Source organism: Halopseudomonas salegens (genome assembly GCF_900105655.1).
GTDB lineage: Bacteria > Pseudomonadota > Gammaproteobacteria > Pseudomonadales > Pseudomonadaceae > Halopseudomonas > Halopseudomonas salegens.
The window spans coordinates 1,242,480-1,257,832 of the sequence record NZ_LT629787.1 but is presented as its reverse complement, the minus strand read 5'-3'; the positions used below and the strand labels follow the sequence as shown (position 1 = coordinate 1,257,832).

The following is a 15,353-nucleotide window of genomic DNA, read 5'->3' as shown; positions in this document are numbered from 1 at the left end:
TGCCAAGTCTCTGATCAGAGACTTGGCACGCCCACAGCCTGCGGTTCAATCTGCAATTCCAGCCCATAGCGCCGCTGGATATCAGCCTGAATGCGCCGGGCCAGCTGCAGAATATCCCGCCCCTTGGCGCCGCCGTGATTGACCAGCACCAGCGCCTGCTCGGCATGCACCCCTACCGGCCCCTCGCGATACCCTTTCCAGCCTGCCTGATCGATCAACCAGCCAGCGGCCAGCTTGACCCGCCCACCGGCTTGCGGGTAATGCACCAGAGCCGGATGTTTGGCCAGTAACGCCTGTGCCTGCTCACCTGAAACAATGGGATTGTGGAAAAAACTGCCGGCATTCGCCAGCACGGCAGGATCAGGCAAGCGGCTGCGACGGATCTGACAGACGAGCTCGCTGACCACCCGCGCATCCGGAGAGACCAACCCGGTAGCTTGCCAGGCCCTGGCCAGCGGCGCGTAATCGATATGCAGAGGAGCCACTGCCTGCGGCCACAACCGCAAGCGTACACGCAGAATGACGAAACGACCGGGGCTGCGTTTGAACAGGCTATCACGGTAAGCGAATTGACAGTCGTCAGCCATCAGGCTGACGATCTTGTTCTGACTGCGATCGTAGGCATCCAGGCTGTGCAGGCACTGCTCCAGTTCAACACCGTAGGCACCGATATTCTGTACCGGCGCAGCACCCACTGTACCCGGGATCAGGGACAGGTTTTCCAACCCGGCCAGGCCCATATCCAGCGTCCAGTTGACCAGCTGATGCCAGTTCTCACCCGCTTCAGCTTCAATCAGTGCTTCGGTTCGGCTCCGCTGCAACAACCGTCGTCCGCGCAGCGCCAGAACGATCACCAGGCCGGGCACCGGGCCGCACAACAACACGTTGCTGCCGCCACCGAGCAGCGTCACAGGCCAGGCATGCTGTCTGGCCAGAGTCAGCGCTTCAAGCAGCTCTGCGTACGAGGCAACCTCAACCAGGTACTCGGCCAGTTCGTCAATCGCCAGGCTGTTGCAGGTGCGCAGGGAGACCTGCTGGCGAAGCCTCAGCATGTCGCCTGCAATTCATTCAACAGGGCGTCAGACGCTTGCTCGAGCATATCCAGCACCTGTTCAAAGCCTTGCTCGCCGCCGTAATAAGGGTCCGGAACCTCCAGTGGCTGGTCCGGGGCATACTCCATAAACAGGCGCAGGCGAGCGCCGTTGCCCGGATCAAGCCGGTGCAGGTCGGTCAGATTGCTCCGGTCCATGGCCAGAATCAGGTCAAAACGGGAGAAATCCTCAGCACTGACCTGCCGTGCGCGCAAGCCACTGATATCGATACCGCGTTTGCGCGCGGCAGCCACCGCACGGGGGTCTGGTGCTTTGCCGACGTGATAGCCTGCGGTTCCAGCCGAGTCGACACTGACACCAGGCTGCGACCGTTGCGCCAAACGCTGACGGAAAACGCCTTCAGCGCTGGGGGAACGACAAATATTACCCAGGCAGACAAAGAGCACCTTCATTCGGACGCCTCCATCAAGGTGCGCAAACGTGCCAGATCTTCTGCCGTATCGACGCCGGCAGGCGGTGCTTCGCAAGCATCAGCCACATGGATCCGGCAGCCAAACCAGAGTGCCCGCAATTGCTCGAGCGATTCCGCCTGTTCCAGCGGGCTGGCTGGCCAGCGCACATAATCGTGCAGAAAGCTGACCTTGTAGGCATACAGACCAATATGCCGACGAAAGGGTACCTTGGCCGGCAGTTGCTCACGATTGTGGGCAAAATCATCCCGGCACCAGGGCATGGGGGCGCGGCTGAAGTACAGCGCAAAGCCTTCCCGGTCACATACCACCTTGACCACATTGGGATTGAACAGCGCAGCCGCATCGTGCAATGGCTCCGCCAGTGTAGCCATACTGGCTGCAGGGAATGCCAGCAGATTACCCGCCACCTGGTCGATCAGCGCGGGTGGAATCAAAGGCTCGTCACCCTGCACATTAACGACTGCAGCCTTGTCCTCCAACCCCAACAGACTGGCGACTTCCTGCAGCCGGTCGGTACCCGACGGATGATCGGCGCGGGTCATGATCACACGCGCGCCAAAAGCATGGCAGGCCTTTTCGATACGCTGATCATCCGTTGCCACGGTTACGCTGGCCGCCTGGCTGCGCTGCGCCTGCTCCCAGACGTGCTGAATCATCGGTTTGCCGGCAAGCAGTTCCAGTGGTTTGCCGGGCAGACGGGACGAGGCATACCGGGCGGGAATAATGACGTGAAACATTGCCTAGCGATCCAGCTTTTCGTCGGCGTCCAACGGACGGGCTTCGCTTTCCAGCATGACCGGAATACCGTCACGCACCGGAAACGCCAGACCATCGGCGCGACACCAGAGTTCGGTCTTGTCACTATTTTGAGCCAGCGGCCCCTTGCAGATAGGGCAAGCGAGAATATCGAGCAATTTCGGATCCATGACAGTGTCCTGCTGTTCAGATTATCGGGGCTGCGCCATGATCGCAGCCAGCAAAGTGTTCAGGCGCGAAGCAAAGGCCTCGCTGAGTTGCGCGTCGACGCGCAGATACCACCAGTTTTCAGCGGCAAATTCACGGCATTTGACCGCATCTTTCTCGGTCATCAACAACGGTCGACCCGCGCTGAGCGCCTGTAATTGTAATGCTGTGTACTCGGCATGATCGGCAAACGCGTGGCATTCGGCGCTAAAACCCAGCGCCTGCAAGCTGGCAAAAAACCGCTGTGGGTGTCCAATTCCAGCCAGCGCCACCACCTTCATATCACGCCCCCAGTTGGCAATGGCAACCGACTCACCGCTTCTGATATTGACCAGATGCGTGGGTTCCAGTGTCATGGCATACCCCTGGTCACTGTCTGCCGCAGCGCCGGTACGGATCACCAGATCGACTGACTGCAAACGCTCAGCCGGCTCACGTAGCGGCCCTTCCGGCAGACATCGCGCATTGCCTACACCGCGCTGATGATCGAGCATGGCCAATTCAATATCGCGTCCCAGCGCATAATGCTGCAAACCGTCATCACTGATCAGGATGTCCACCGGCTCACGGGCCAGCAAATGCCGACAGGCGCGCGGTCGATTGGCATCAATCACCACCGGCACACGACCACGGCGAGCAATCAACAGTGGCTCGTCACCCGCTACCTCAGGGCCATCACGGGCGGGGTCAACCTGCCAGGGTTGGCTGGGTGGTTTGCCGCCATATCCCCGACTGACGACACCGACGCGCAAGCCACGCGCTTGCAGCCAGTCAATCAACCAGAGAGTCATGGGCGTTTTACCGGTGCCGCCCAGAGTAATATTGCCAACCACGATCAGGGGTACTGGTGACTGCCAGATGCGCTCGGGTGACGACAGGTAGTTCTGCCGACGCTGCTGCGCCACCCGAGCATAGAGCAAGGATAGGGGGCGCAGCAGACACAGGCCCGGTGCACCCTGATACCAGGCATTCTGCAAGCGCTGCTGCCAGGCGGAAGCACTCACGGGCTGCCATTGTCCTCGCGTTCCATAGTGGTCAGGCGCAAGCGATTGAAGCCGAGTTGACCCGCCGCATCCATCGCGGTGATAACCGCCTGGTGCGGCGTCTTGGCATCTGCTGTAATCACCACCGGCAGTTGGTTATTGCCGCCAGACTCACGTTGCAACGCATTTTTCAGGGTATCCAGACGATTATCCACCAACGCGCGATCATTGATCACGATATCGCCATTGGCGGCTATCAACAGCTCGATCAGCTCTACCTCGGTCTGTTCGACTGGCTGACCCGAGTCAGCCTGTGGTAGATCGAGCTGTAATTGGGTTTCACGGGTAAAGGTAGTCGAGACCATGAAGAAGATAAGCAACAGAAACACCACATCGATCAGTGGTGTCAGGTTGACGCTAACCTCTTCTGCTCGCTGGCGACGGAAGTTCACACTCAGGCTCCCTTGCCAGCCGGGGCTGGAGCCGCAGGCTTGAGTCTGGACTTGCCGTTTCCATTGCCGCTCAGGCCACTGCCTTCGACGTCCCGCTGGCCATGCACGACTTCAACCAGTTTGGTTGCCTCCTGCTCCATGGCAATAACCAGCTCATCAACCCGGCGAACCAGAAAACGATGGAAAGCCAGCGCAGGAATTGCAATGGTCAGGCCGGCTGCCGTGGTAATCAGGGCTTTGGAGATGCCTCCAGCCAGCACGGCTGTATTGCCACTGCCCTCGATCATGATGGCGCTGAACACATCGATCATGCCGATCACGGTACCCAGCAAGCCAAGCAAAGGGGTAATTGCAGCAACGGTGCCCAGCGTACTGAGGTAGCGTTCCATGTCGTGAATAACCTTGCTGGCGGCTTCCTGAATACATTCTTTCATCACTTCGCGACCATGCCGCGAGTTCGCCAGACCGGCGGCAAGAATCTCACCCAGAGGTGAGTCGGCACGCAGGGTTTTCAGTTTCATTGCATCCAGTTGGCCGTCCTTGATCCAGCGCCAGACCTGCCCCAACAGGTTGGGTGGAGCAATGCGCCGGGAGCGCAAGGTCCACAACCGCTCGATAATGATGGCCAAAGCGATGACTGACGACAAGATAATCGGCAGCATCAGCCAGCCGCCCGCACTGATCAATTCCCACACACGCGTTCCCTCCCCCGGTTCACTCTCTTGTATTCCATGTCAGGTTCCATCTTTTACCCTGTCGCGGATTTCGGCTGGCGCCGGCACCGTTCTCATGGCTCATGCCAGAAGCGTCTGGCTTGTGTCCGCCAACGCCATTGTGGCTCGGCGACAACTTCTTGCCCAAACTGGAAGCGTACCGCACCAGAGCGTGAAGTATAAACCGGTTCTACACCTAATTCCCGATAACGTTCCACCACCAGCGGATGTGGATGACCGAAGCGGTTGTGGTGCCCGGCATTGAACACCACCCACTCCGGTGCCACGGCACGTATCAGCGCGTAGGAAGATGAACTTCGGCTACCATGATGCGGAGCGAGCAAGACACTGGCCTGTAACGGACGATCCAGCATCTGGTACTCGCCACGAATACCCAGATCACCGGGTAACAGGGCAGCCGAGCCATTGGCCGCCACCACGCGCAGGACACAGGAGCGCTCATTGGCCGGAGCTGGTGCCGGGGCACTGTAGACCACCTCGAGACGAACCCCATCCCAATCCCAGGCCTCACCTGCCTGGCAGGCCCTGGCGTCCAATACCTCAGGCAGGGCTTCATGCTGCCCTGCCAGAACGCGCTGCACCCCGAGCAAACGCGCTACTGCCGGTGCGCCACCGGCATGGTCATTGTCCGCATGACTGATCAACATCAGATCCAGTCGACGCACACCCAGGGCCAGCAATGCCGGGTGGACCACTGCTTCACCGAGATCAAAACCGGTGGCAAAGCGTGCGCCGGCATCGTACAGCATGGCGTGCTCCCGTGTTTGCACCAGAACGGCCGTGCCCTGCCCTACGTCCAATACCGTCAACCAGAACTCACCGACCTCTGGCTGTGGTTGCTGCGGAAAGAACAACCCCCACAGACAGGCCAGTGCTGCCGGCCAGAGCAAGCGCCGCAAAGGGCTCAACAACATGAGCGTTCCTGCCAGACCACTCAGCCAGGAGAGCCAGTCGGAAAAGGCCAGCAAGCGGGAGCCCTGCCAGGCCGCCAGCTGTTCCAGTACATGAAACAATCCATTCAAGCACCCGGCCGCCAAACGCAACAGAGAATCTTGCCCGGCGATCAGCTCCACCAGCGTACCCAGCAATGCCATGGGCACAATCACCAACCCGACCCATGGAATGGCAAACAGGTTGACCAGTGGCGCACTCAAGCTACCGGGCATACCCCAGAGCACCAACCACGGCCACAAGCCGACAAATATCACCCATTGCGGTAATCCCAGACGCACCCACCAGGAGCCCGGATTCAGGCGCCCACTGAAGCTGTACAGCAAAATGGCCACCGCCATGAACGACAACCAGAAACCAGCACGCAGCGGCGCGGCCGGATTGATCATTAACACAGCACAGAATGCAGCCAACCACAGGGCCCAGGGTCCGGGGCGACGGTAGAGCAGCTGACAACCCAAAACCAGGGCCACCATGAGGACTGCCCGCTGGGTTGGCACCGCAAAGCCGGCCAGAGCGCTATACAGAGCAGCCACACACAGGGCGAAGGGTGCTGCCAGCCACAAGCGCGGCCATGGCCAGGGCAAGCCACCACAACGGCACAAGAAGCTGAAAAGCGCAAATACACTGGCTGCCAGAATGCCCACATGCAACCCGGAAATCACCATCAGGTGACTGGTCCCGGTGGCCTGCAACACCTGCCAGTCTTCACGCGAAAGCACACTCCGGTCACCGGTAATCAACGCCAGCACGCGTGGATTCTGTTCGCTGGCGCTGAACCTGTCGAGCAGACGCAGACGCAATGCCGAACGCCAACCACCGAACACCTGTGGATCTGCATGCCCCAGCTTCTCGCCGCTGCGAATACTGGCCAGCCCACCGATCTGCTGGGCGTATAACCAGCCTTCATAATCGAAACTGCCGGGATTGGACATTCCACGGGGACGTCGCAGGCTTGCTTCAAAGCGCCACCACTCGCCATGTGCCACCGGCTCACCACGAAACCAGTTGGCCCGGAGCCGTGGCAAGGCTTCTCCGCTGTCCGCCAGATAAGCATCACCAAGCTGAAAACGCCAACCTTGTGCGGTCGGCTCCGGCAGTCCGTCGACCCTCGCTTCGATGATGACGCGTTGATTATCCAGCGTCAGAGGCAAACGCTGAAGCAGTTGACCGCTATGCCAGTGCAACGCCCAACTGGCGCCAAACAGCAAACTGCACACCAGGGTAAAGGCGGGACGATACAGCCTGACGCGCCGCAATAGCAGTGCAAGCAGCAGCCCGGACAGCAGCAACCACCACGGCGACCACAACTCACTGAGTATCAAAGGGAACAGCAGGCCAATGATAATGGCCAACAAATGACTGGGAACGTGCATCCATGACTTCCTGTCAAACGGCGCAACCTTCCTGGTCACACCATGAAATGAACAACCGTAAAAACTATCTGTTTTTCCTGGCAGATTTGCCCACAGTAGCTAGAGACTGCGCTTCATTAAGGGCATAATCGAAATTACATTCTCTTGTCGCCGACCAAACAGCGATGCCGCGCAATCTGATCAAACGCTACCTGCCCAAACCTGAGAAAATAACCGGGCATAAATCCCTGCGTTTTCTCGGCAGCATGCTGCACGATCCCAATCTCTGGCACCTCAATCGCCACAGTGTTGCGCGCGGCATGGCGCTTGGCCTGTTCAACGGTATGCTGCCGATCCCCCTGCAGATGCTGTTGTCTGCCATCCTGGCTGTGCCTCTGCGCGCCAACCTGCCGATCTCGGTAGCACTGGTCTGGGTATCCAATCCGGTGACCATGCCGGCACTGTTCTTTTTCCAGTACAAACTGGGTGCCTGGTTACTGGGCACCGAAGAACACAGTATCCCCATGCGGTTATCGCTGAGCTGGATTATGGCTGAAATCCAGCATTTCTGGCAGCCACTCCTGGCCGGAGCCCTGATCATGGGCATCGGCCTGGCCATCATCGGCTATGCCGGCACCATGCTCTATTGGCGCTTCTGGGTCAGCCGCAGCTGGCACCAACGCAAGTTACGCCGCAGCCGGCATTCCTGAAACCATCGCTGCCTGTATTGCGCTTGAATGCCTTGCTGCAGGCATTCTTGCTAAATCACCAATTGTTCCCGCGCCAGTGTTTCCAGCTTACCCTGGTTGAGGCTAAGCACCCGGTCCATTTTCGCTGCCAGCCTCTGATCATGGGTTACCACCAGAAAAGCGGTATTCAAGGTTGTGCTCAGTTCCAGCATCAATGCCTGCACAGTCGCGGCAGTGTGCTGGTCCAGGTTACCGGTGGGCTCGTCAAGCAACACGCAAGCTGGCTCGGAGATCAATGCCCGCGCAATAGCCACACGCTGACGCTCACCACCAGAGAGCTCCGCCGGCTTGTGCGCCACGCGCTGCTCCAGCCCAACACGAGCGAGCATGGCCGCAGCTCGATCACGCGCTTCGGCAACCGGAGTGCGTCCAATCAACAGTGGCATGGAAACATTTTCCAGGGCGCTGAACTCAGCCAGCAAATGATGAAACTGGTAAACGAAGCCAAGCTGGGTATTGCGCAAACGGCCACGCTCCGCTTCCTTCAGAGCGGACATCTGCTTGCCCGCCAGGTGGACCTCACCGCTGCTGGGAGTATCCAGCCCACCCAACAGGTTCAGCAAAGTAGTCTTGCCCGACCCCGAGGTACCGACAATTGCCACCCTCTCACCAGCAACCAGGCTGAGATTCACATCATCCAGCACCCGTAATTGCTGCGGGCCTATCGCGTAGTCTTTACATAAGGCATGGCAGTGCAAAACAGGATCAGTCATAACGCAAGGCCTCCGCCGGATCGGTTCGTGAAGCCCGCCAAGCCGGGTAAAGGGTCGCCAGAAAACTCAGGCCGAGGGCAGTCGTACAAATGGTCACCACATCCGACCAGATCAACTGAGAAGGCAGATAGCTGATGAAATAAACGTCCGAGCTGAGGAACTGCACACCAAACAGGCGTTCCAGCAAAGCCACCAGACCTGACACATTCAAAGCCGCCAGCACACCAAGAATACAACCGGCGACAGTACCAATCACACCGATGACCGATCCTTGCACCATGAAAATACCCATGATTTTCAACGGCGAAGCCCCCAGGGTTCGCAGAATGGCAATATCGGCTTTCTTGTCGGTGACCACCATCACCAGCGTAGAGATGATATTGAATGCGGCGACTGCAACAATCAGCACCAGCAACAGACTGATCATGGTTTTTTCCATGCGAATGGCTGCAAACAGGTTGCCGTGGGTGCGTGTCCAGTCCTGGGCATAGTAATCACCCGGTAGTTGTCCGGTCAGATCCCACGATACCTGCGGGGCCAGAAACAAGTCATCCAGCTGAATGCGCAACCCTTGCATTTGCCCGGGCAACCAGCGTTTCAATCGGGCTGCATCATGGGCGTGAATCAATCCGAGCGAGCCATCCAGCTCGGCACCGACCTTGAAAATGCCCTTTATTTCAAACCGCTTGAGACGGGGAAACACTCCAGCGGGCGTGACCGAAGCTTCCGGCAGCACAAAGGTCAACCGGTCGCCGACCCCGACACCAAAACGGCGCGCCACCAGTTCACCAACCACGATACCGAAGCCGCCATCCTCCAATGCATCCAGACTACCGGCCTGCATATGCTGGTCAATGATGGACACGTCCGATTCGGACTCGGGAATAATGCCGTTGACCAGCACCGGTGCCACATTGCCGTCGTGGGTCAACATGCCCTGCAATTGAATGAAGGGGGCGGCGCCGATCACCCGGGGATGCTCCTGCACCCGTTCACTCAACTGCTGCCAGTCTTCAATCGGATCATAGCCATTGATAGTGGCGTGCGGGACCATCCCCAGAATGCGCGTACGCAGCTCACGGTCAAAGCCATTCATGACCGAGAGCACCAGTATCATGACCATCACGCCCAGGGTCAGCCCAAGCATGGAAATCAATGAGATAAAGGAAATGAAATGATTGCGGCGCTTGGCACGGGTATAGCGCAGGCCGATGAAAAACGGCAGGGGTCGGAACATGTAAAGCCCTTAGGGAAGCACAGATAAGTCCTTAACTGCCGGGCCAGCGCTTGATGCATGAAGAGCTTGCTGGCTACCAGTCGAATAAGGCATGTTACACTGAATTCAAGGCGGTTACAGCCACCCTTCTGGTCATGGAACCCAGCATGAGCACCGACGACGACTATATCGACAAGCGCGATTTTTTTCGCATCAGTGATGAACTGGCACTGGAGTATCGGCGGCTGGATAGCCTGGATGAGCTGAAGCAGGCTTTTTCCCGTCAGGCGCCCATGTTTGACTTGCTGACTGACCTGCATGTACTGGAATATGAGTCCCAGCACTTGTTGCGCCAGATCAGTGAACGTGATCGTGCCATGGCCCACTACCTGAAAGTGGTCAACAAGCGCATCGACCTGGTCGGGCAGGCACTGGCCATGCAGCTGACCGATGATCTGGGCAGCCCGGTTGAGGTTACCATCAGCGAAGGCGGCATGTCATTTACCACCAATGAACCGCTGGAGCTGGACCAATTGCTGGCATTGCGCCTGGTATTGCTACCCTCTCCCCTGTGCATGCTGCTGGCGGGCAAAGTGATACGCTGCGAAGCCATTGCCGACGCTACCGACACCTGGTCAATCGCTGTAAGCTTTGAGCAGCTGGCCGACGCGCAGCGGCAAATGCTGGCACGGCATATTCTGCAAAAACAGGCACAGGAAATCCGTGCCGCCAAGAGTTCAGAAGAAGGGACGCCATGATGAAACCACTGATCGCCGTCTTTGCCGCTACCGGCCTGCTGTTGACCGTCAACCTGACCAACGCCGATACCCTGCAGATCCCCATCGGGACACAAGCCAGCCAGAATAGCGCCAGCTTGCCCAGTCATGGCAGCAGCACCCAAACGGTGTTACAGCGTCACGGCGAACCCCTGAAACGTCAAGCTGCCGTGGGCCAGCCGCCGATCAGCCGTTGGGATTATGCCGATTTCAGCGTGTATTTCGAATATGACCACGTGGTGCACAGCGTGCATCATCATCGCCCAGCTCACTCCGGCGAATGACGCTGATCGTCGGGCATCGCGGTGCCCGCGGCGAAGCGCCGGAAAATACCCTGGCAAGTTTTGCCAAGGCCCTGGCTGCCGGCGTAACGCGGGTAGAACTGGACCTGCACCTGTCAGCTGATCGCCAGTTGATGGTAATCCATGACCCCACCCTGAAACGGACAACGGGCGTGCGTGGCAAGGTCGCCCAGCATAGTGCCGAGGATTTGCAACGTATTGACGCTCGTCTTGGCTTGCCCGGCTGGCCGGAGCCCTGCCCGATTCCGACACTGGAGCAAGTGTTCGGCACTTTCCCTGACATCGAACACTATCAACTGGAAGTCAAAAGCGGCTCTACAGCACAGTCGCGCATTGTCCTGGCCGCGATTCTGCAACTGGTCGAGCGTTTCGGTCTGCAAAATCGCGTGGTGGTCACATCCAGCAGTCGCACCCTGCTTCGCACCGCGCGGGATACCGCCTACCCACTGGCGACTGGACTGGTTGAGGAATACGGCCTGCTTGACCCATTGAAAAGCGCCCGCCGCTATCAGTGCCGCTTCCTGATCCTGAAATGGACTCTGTGCCGCCCTACCCTTATCCAGCAGGCCCAGGCGCAGGGTCTGCATGTGTCCGTCTGGACGGTGAACGAGATTGAGCAGATGCAACGTCTGATCGACATGGGTGTCGACAGCATCATTACCGACTACCCGCACCTGGCGATGCGGGTGCTGGCCTGAGCCGACTAGAATAGCCGGTTCAAGCCATCCAGCGCGGCGATCCGATAGGCTTCCGCCATGGTCGGATAATTGAAGGTAGTATTGACGAAATACTGAATGCTGTTGGCAGCATCTTTCTGGGTCATGACCGCTTGACCGATATGCACGATCTCGGCCGCCTGATCACCAAAGCAGTGAATCCCCAGCACTTCCAGGGTTTCCCGGTGAAAGAGGATTTTCAGCAAGCCAACCGGTTCCCCGCTGATCTGGGCACGGGCAATATTCTTGAAGAAGGCCTGGCCGATTTCATAAGGCACCTGGGCCTCTGTCAGTTCACGCTCGGTTTTACCCAGCGAGCTGATTTCAGGAATGGTATAGATACCGGTCGGCACGTCATCAACGAAACGCCAGGCATCATTGCTGACGATATTGCCTGCTGCCGAGCGGCCCTGGTCAAAGGCAGCACTGGCCAGACTGGGCCAACCAATGACATCGCCTACCGCATAGATATTCGGCATCTCGGTACGATAATTCTCGTCGACTACCAACTGGCCGCGACCATTTGCTTGCAAGCCTATATTCTCCAGCCCCAGACCATCCGTATTGCCCGTGCGGCCATTACACCAGAGCAATGCATCTGCCTTGAGTTTCTTGCCGGACTTCAGGTGCAGTACCACACCCGACTTGTCGGTACCTTCGATCTTCTCGTATTCCTCGTTATGCCGAATCAGAACACTGTTGTTGCGCAAGTGGTAACTGAGAGCATCGGAAATCTCGTCATCAAGGAAACTGAGCAAACGATCACGGGTATCGATCAGATCGACTTTGACCCCCAGACCACAGAAGATGGACGCGTATTCGCAACCAATCACTCCAGCACCATAGATGATCAAGGTACGCGGGGTGTGGTTCAGCTTGAGAATGGTGTCGCTATCATAGATTCGCGGATGGCTGAAATTGACATCAGCCGGCCGATAGGGACGTGAACCCGTGGCGATGATGACTTCCCTGGCGATCAGCTTTTCCAGCCCACCTGACGGGCTGACCAACTCAATGGTGCGTTCATCAGCAAAGCTGCCCTTGCCAAAGAACACATCTACCCGGTTGCGCGCATAATAACTGGTACGCGAAGCCACCTGTTTGTTCATCACCTTTTCCGCGCTGCGCAATACATCGGGAAAAGAAAACCAGCGCGGATCGCCAATCTTGCGAAACATGGGATTGGTATTGAACTGAATGATCTGCTTGACCGAGTAGCGCAACGCCTTGGACGGAATGGTACCCAGATGGGTGCAGTTGCCCCCGACCATTTCACGCTCTTCAACCACTGCCACCTTGCGGCCATGCTTGGCGGCATTCATGGCCGCACCCTCACCTGCCGGGCCCGAACCCAGAACAACTACGTCGTAATTGTATACAGCCATTCAATCGTTTCCTTTTCCCATGAGCCAACCCAGCTTACTGAACGATCCTCACGGCTGACTAGTCGACCTTGGTCTTGGTCGCATCGCGTGCCAGCTCGCTGCGCAGATTGCCCGTGTCGTCGGTCGGATTGGCTTCTTCACATTTTTGCACGTCGCCACCACAGATACCGCAGGACTTGTCCACCCCGGTAGCGCCAATGCCACCGCATGAGCCTGCAATCGGTTTGCGACCAGCCATGACACCCACCGACATGCCAATAACAATGACGGCCATGACTACAAACGCCAGTACATAAATCATCTGCTTACTCCTCGCTGTTTTTCAGCGCATTGAAGGCCGGAGTACCTCGGGAAACAAACCCTTGCTCCGCATACCGTTCAACAAAAAAAGCCGAAATGTCCCGTTCACGGGCAAATCGCCAACCCTGCTCGGCCCCCATGAACATCAAAAGATGTGCCAGAGTATCGGCTTCAACAGCCGACTCGGCAAATACCGTGACACACCGCAAAGGCTGGTGTGTCTGCTCAGCAGTGAGCGCCTGTGGCCATACCGATTGATTGCGTGAGCGAGCCACATAATCCTGATACTCACCGGCACGAACTGCCGCATGACCATCCAGGTCGAGCAGTTGATAGGCCAGCCTCGCATGATCATGCGGCGCTTCTACCGCGATCCGCCAGGGACGTCCATCTGCCTGATACCCCTTTACCCTAACATCCCCGGCCATATCGAGCATGTAATTCTCAATACCATTCTGCAACAACCAATCATCCAGTACATCCACAGCGTAGCTGTTGGCCAGACTCGACAGATCCAGCTGCAACGCCATTTCCCGGCATAGCTGATCGCCTTCCAGGGTGACTGCTGCCTGCTGTTGAGTGCTCGACAAGGGCGTGCCGTCCTCAGTCAACAACCACCAGCGCACCATCGGTGCATGACCAGTTTCAACCTGCTCCAGACTGAACGCATGCAGGGCCTGCAGATGTTGCACCAGTTGCCGTACAGAATCAGGTACTGCCAGGCACTCACCGAGCGGCAAACGATTGAATTGCGCCAGTGGACTATCCGCCTGCGCCAGCAACTCGGTGGCCAACTGCTCAATACGGGCGTGCAAGCGTGGTCGCAGATCATCTGCTGCCGGGGTTCCGGGCCTGTCCAGCCACTTCAGGCTGTAGCTACCAAAGCGGGAATCGCCCTCGACTTCCCTGACAGAGTTGCCAGAAATGAAACAGCCCGCCAGGAGCGCTGCCAGAACAGCGGCCATGACGGGCCGGGACCACCTGAGGGGCATGCTAGCCGCCGAAGTCGTCGAGCATGACGTTTTCCGGCTCAACCCCCAGGTCTTCAAGCAGCTTGATGACCGAGGCATTCATCATCGGCGGACCGCACATATAGAATTCGCAGTCTTCCGGTGCCGGATGATCCTTCAGGTAATTGTCATACAGCACATTGTGAATGAAACCGGTCGGACCTTCCCAGTTGTCTTCCGGCAATGGCTCAGACAAAGCCAGGTGCCAGCTAAAGTTCTCATTCTCTTCCGCCAGCTTGTCGAACTCTTCAACATAGAAGGCTTCGCGCAGCGAACGAGCACCGTACCAGAAGCTGATCTTGCGGGTGGAATTCAGGCGCTTGAGCTGGTCAAAGATGTGTGAACGCATGGGGGCCATACCGGCACCACCACCAACAAAGACCATCTCGGCATCGGTTTCCTTGGCGAAGAACTCCCCGAAAGGACCATAAACCACGACCTTGTCACCCGGCTTGAGGGCGAAAACCCAGGACGACATCTTGCCCGGTGGCAAGTCATCACGACCAGGCGGCGGCGTAGCTACCCGAATGTTGAATTTGACCACACCACGCTCTTCGGGATAGTTGGCCATCGAATAGGCGCGGATAACGGTTTCGTCAACCTTGGATACATAACGCCAGACATCAAACTTGTCCCAGTCACCATGGAATTCTTTCTGGATATCGAAATCCTTGTAGTGAACGGTGTGCGGCGGACATTCCAGCTGCACATAGCCACCAGCACGGAACTCGACGTTTTCGTCGCCGGGCAGCTTCAGGGTCAATTCCTTGATAAAAGTCGCCACATTGGGGTTGGACTCAACAGTACATTCCCATTTCTTGACGCCGAAGACCTCTTCCGGCACTTCAATTTTCATGTCCTGCTTGACCGGAGCCTGACAGGACAGACGCCAGCCTTCGCGGGCCTCACGCTTGGTGAAATGCGTCTCTTCAGTTGGCAACATGGAGCCGCCGCCCTCTTCGACAATGCATTTGCACTGGGCACAGGTACCGCCGCCACCGCAGGCCGACGACAGGAAAATACCATTGTCGGACAGCGTATTCAGCAACTTGCCGCCAGCGGGCACAGTGATGGTCCGCTCGCCGTTGATTTCAATGCTGATATCGCCACTGGCAACCAGCTTGGAACGGGCAGCCAGGATAACACCCACCAGGGTCAGAACGACCGCAGTGAACATCCCGACGCCAAGGATAATTTCAGTATTCATCTCGGGTACAGCTCCT

At 57.8% G+C, this 15,353-nt stretch carries 18 protein-coding genes; 4 read left to right on the top strand and 14 right to left on the bottom strand.

Annotation, left to right across the window (positions count from 1 at the left end; genetic code table 11):
- Positions 1–14: 14 nt before the first annotated feature.
- From murB to BLU07_RS05580, 8 genes are all read right to left on the bottom strand, one after another.
- Positions 15–1,052: a UDP-N-acetylmuramate dehydrogenase gene (gene murB / locus BLU07_RS05615; protein WP_092384982.1), complete on the bottom strand. Its 1,038-nt coding sequence runs from the start codon at positions 1,050–1,052 to the stop codon at positions 15–17.
- Entirely contained in the window at positions 1,046–1,504 is a 459-nt protein-coding gene (locus tag BLU07_RS05610; RefSeq protein ID WP_092384980.1) for a low molecular weight protein-tyrosine-phosphatase, read from the bottom strand. The genes murB and BLU07_RS05610 overlap by 7 nt, the downstream gene beginning before the upstream one ends.
- A complete protein-coding gene (kdsB, locus tag BLU07_RS05605; RefSeq protein ID WP_092384978.1) occupies positions 1,501–2,262 on the bottom strand; it encodes a 3-deoxy-manno-octulosonate cytidylyltransferase in 762 nt (253 codons plus the stop codon). Before kdsB ends, BLU07_RS05610 begins: the two co-directional genes overlap by 4 nt.
- A gap of 3 nt (positions 2,263–2,265) precedes the next feature.
- Positions 2,266–2,451, bottom strand: coding sequence for a Trm112 family protein (locus BLU07_RS05600; RefSeq protein WP_092384976.1), 186 nt, complete (start codon positions 2,449–2,451; stop codon positions 2,266–2,268).
- A 21-nt stretch (positions 2,452–2,472) separates the two neighbouring features.
- Positions 2,473–3,492 carry a tetraacyldisaccharide 4'-kinase gene (gene lpxK, locus BLU07_RS05595; RefSeq protein ID WP_092384974.1) on the bottom strand — a complete coding sequence of 340 codons (1,020 nt, stop codon included), beginning with the start codon at positions 3,490–3,492 and terminating at the stop codon, positions 2,473–2,475.
- On the bottom strand, positions 3,489–3,923 hold the full coding sequence (locus BLU07_RS05590) for an ExbD/TolR family protein (RefSeq protein WP_092384972.1): 435 nt from the start codon (positions 3,921–3,923) through the stop codon (positions 3,489–3,491). The genes lpxK and BLU07_RS05590 overlap by 4 nt, the downstream gene beginning before the upstream one ends.
- 2 nt (positions 3,924–3,925) lie before the next feature.
- A complete protein-coding gene (locus tag BLU07_RS05585; RefSeq protein WP_092384970.1) occupies positions 3,926–4,618 on the bottom strand; it encodes a MotA/TolQ/ExbB proton channel family protein in 693 nt (230 codons plus the stop codon).
- A 92-nt stretch (positions 4,619–4,710) separates the two neighbouring features.
- Positions 4,711–6,984: a DNA internalization-related competence protein ComEC/Rec2 gene (locus BLU07_RS05580; RefSeq protein ID WP_092384968.1), complete on the bottom strand. Its 2,274-nt coding sequence runs from the start codon at positions 6,982–6,984 to the stop codon at positions 4,711–4,713.
- Positions 6,985–7,148: 164 nt separating this feature from the next.
- Between BLU07_RS05580 and BLU07_RS05575 the strand changes: the two genes are divergently transcribed.
- On the top strand, positions 7,149–7,673 hold the full coding sequence (locus tag BLU07_RS05575; protein WP_092384966.1) for a DUF2062 domain-containing protein: 525 nt from the start codon (positions 7,149–7,151) through the stop codon (positions 7,671–7,673).
- 50 nt (positions 7,674–7,723) lie between these two features.
- Here BLU07_RS05575 and lolD read toward each other — a convergent pair whose 3' ends face one another.
- The gene (gene lolD, locus BLU07_RS05570) at positions 7,724–8,425 is read right to left on the bottom strand and encodes a lipoprotein-releasing ABC transporter ATP-binding protein LolD (RefSeq protein ID WP_092384964.1); all 702 of its coding nucleotides are present in this window, start codon (positions 8,423–8,425) and stop codon (positions 7,724–7,726) included.
- Positions 8,418–9,662, bottom strand: a complete 1,245-nt coding sequence (locus BLU07_RS05565; protein WP_092384962.1) for a lipoprotein-releasing ABC transporter permease subunit — start codon at positions 9,660–9,662, stop codon at positions 8,418–8,420. The genes lolD and BLU07_RS05565 overlap by 8 nt, the downstream gene beginning before the upstream one ends.
- 146 nt (positions 9,663–9,808) lie before the next feature.
- Here BLU07_RS05565 and BLU07_RS05560 point away from each other — a divergent pair, with 146 nt between their 5' ends.
- From BLU07_RS05560 to BLU07_RS05550, 3 genes are read left to right on the top strand one after another with little or no spacing between them, the layout of a single operon-like run.
- A complete protein-coding gene (locus BLU07_RS05560; RefSeq protein ID WP_092389606.1) occupies positions 9,809–10,399 on the top strand; it encodes a PilZ domain-containing protein in 591 nt (196 codons plus the stop codon).
- The gene (locus BLU07_RS05555; protein WP_231701699.1) at positions 10,396–10,701 is read left to right on the top strand and encodes a phosphodiesterase; all 306 of its coding nucleotides are present in this window, start codon (positions 10,396–10,398) and stop codon (positions 10,699–10,701) included. Before BLU07_RS05560 ends, BLU07_RS05555 begins: the two co-directional genes overlap by 4 nt.
- Entirely contained in the window at positions 10,698–11,417 is a 720-nt protein-coding gene (locus tag BLU07_RS05550; RefSeq protein ID WP_092384958.1) for a glycerophosphodiester phosphodiesterase, read from the top strand. The genes BLU07_RS05555 and BLU07_RS05550 overlap by 4 nt, the downstream gene beginning before the upstream one ends.
- 5 nt (positions 11,418–11,422) lie before the next feature.
- On the opposite strand, the gene sthA is transcribed toward BLU07_RS05550, so the two are convergent.
- Genes sthA through nqrF form a run of 4 tightly spaced genes read right to left on the bottom strand, consistent with a single transcriptional unit; the run spans position 11,423 to position 15,337 of the window.
- Entirely contained in the window at positions 11,423–12,820 is a 1,398-nt protein-coding gene (gene sthA, locus BLU07_RS05545; RefSeq protein WP_092384956.1) for a Si-specific NAD(P)(+) transhydrogenase, read from the bottom strand.
- 58 nt (positions 12,821–12,878) lie between these two features.
- Complete coding sequence (gene nqrM / locus BLU07_RS05540) at positions 12,879–13,121, bottom strand: (Na+)-NQR maturation NqrM (RefSeq protein WP_092384954.1); 243 nt, start codon at positions 13,119–13,121, stop codon at positions 12,879–12,881.
- Positions 13,122–13,125: 4 nt separating this feature from the next.
- Positions 13,126–14,085 carry an FAD:protein FMN transferase gene (locus BLU07_RS05535; RefSeq protein ID WP_157719092.1) on the bottom strand — a complete coding sequence of 320 codons (960 nt, stop codon included), beginning with the start codon at positions 14,083–14,085 and terminating at the stop codon, positions 13,126–13,128.
- A gap of 28 nt (positions 14,086–14,113) precedes the next feature.
- A complete protein-coding gene (gene nqrF / locus BLU07_RS05530; protein WP_092384950.1) occupies positions 14,114–15,337 on the bottom strand; it encodes an NADH:ubiquinone reductase (Na(+)-transporting) subunit F in 1,224 nt (407 codons plus the stop codon).
- Positions 15,338–15,353 lie beyond the last annotated feature (16 nt).

Excerpts from the sequence above, each read along its gene's own strand:
- BLU07_RS05550 (WP_092384958.1), top strand. The coding sequence starts at position 10,698 with ATGACGCTGATCGTCGGGCATCGCGGTGCCCGCGGCGAAGCGCCGGAA.
- lolD (WP_092384964.1), bottom strand. The coding sequence starts at position 8,425 with ATGACTGATCCTGTTTTGCACTGCCATGCCTTATGTAAAGACTACGCG.
- sthA (WP_092384956.1), bottom strand. The coding sequence starts at position 12,820 with ATGGCTGTATACAATTACGACGTAGTTGTTCTGGGTTCGGGCCCGGCA.
- BLU07_RS05600 (WP_092384976.1), bottom strand. The coding sequence starts at position 2,451 with ATGGATCCGAAATTGCTCGATATTCTCGCTTGCCCTATCTGCAAGGGG.
- BLU07_RS05610 (WP_092384980.1), bottom strand. The coding sequence starts at position 1,504 with ATGAAGGTGCTCTTTGTCTGCCTGGGTAATATTTGTCGTTCCCCCAGC.
- BLU07_RS05555 (WP_231701699.1), top strand. The coding sequence starts at position 10,396 with ATGATGAAACCACTGATCGCCGTCTTTGCCGCTACCGGCCTGCTGTTG.
- BLU07_RS05580 (WP_092384968.1), bottom strand. The coding sequence starts at position 6,984 with ATGCACGTTCCCAGTCATTTGTTGGCCATTATCATTGGCCTGCTGTTC.
- BLU07_RS05535 (WP_157719092.1), bottom strand. The coding sequence starts at position 14,085 with ATGGCCGCTGTTCTGGCAGCGCTCCTGGCGGGCTGTTTCATTTCTGGC.
- nqrF (WP_092384950.1), bottom strand. The coding sequence starts at position 15,337 with ATGAATACTGAAATTATCCTTGGCGTCGGGATGTTCACTGCGGTCGTT.
- nqrM (WP_092384954.1), bottom strand. The coding sequence starts at position 13,121 with ATGATTTATGTACTGGCGTTTGTAGTCATGGCCGTCATTGTTATTGGC.
- BLU07_RS05575 (WP_092384966.1), top strand. The coding sequence starts at position 7,149 with ATGCCGCGCAATCTGATCAAACGCTACCTGCCCAAACCTGAGAAAATA.
- murB (WP_092384982.1), bottom strand. The coding sequence starts at position 1,052 with ATGCTGAGGCTTCGCCAGCAGGTCTCCCTGCGCACCTGCAACAGCCTG.
- BLU07_RS05565 (WP_092384962.1), bottom strand. The coding sequence starts at position 9,662 with ATGTTCCGACCCCTGCCGTTTTTCATCGGCCTGCGCTATACCCGTGCC.
- kdsB (WP_092384978.1), bottom strand. The coding sequence starts at position 2,262 with ATGTTTCACGTCATTATTCCCGCCCGGTATGCCTCGTCCCGTCTGCCC.
- BLU07_RS05560 (WP_092389606.1), top strand. The coding sequence starts at position 9,809 with ATGAGCACCGACGACGACTATATCGACAAGCGCGATTTTTTTCGCATC.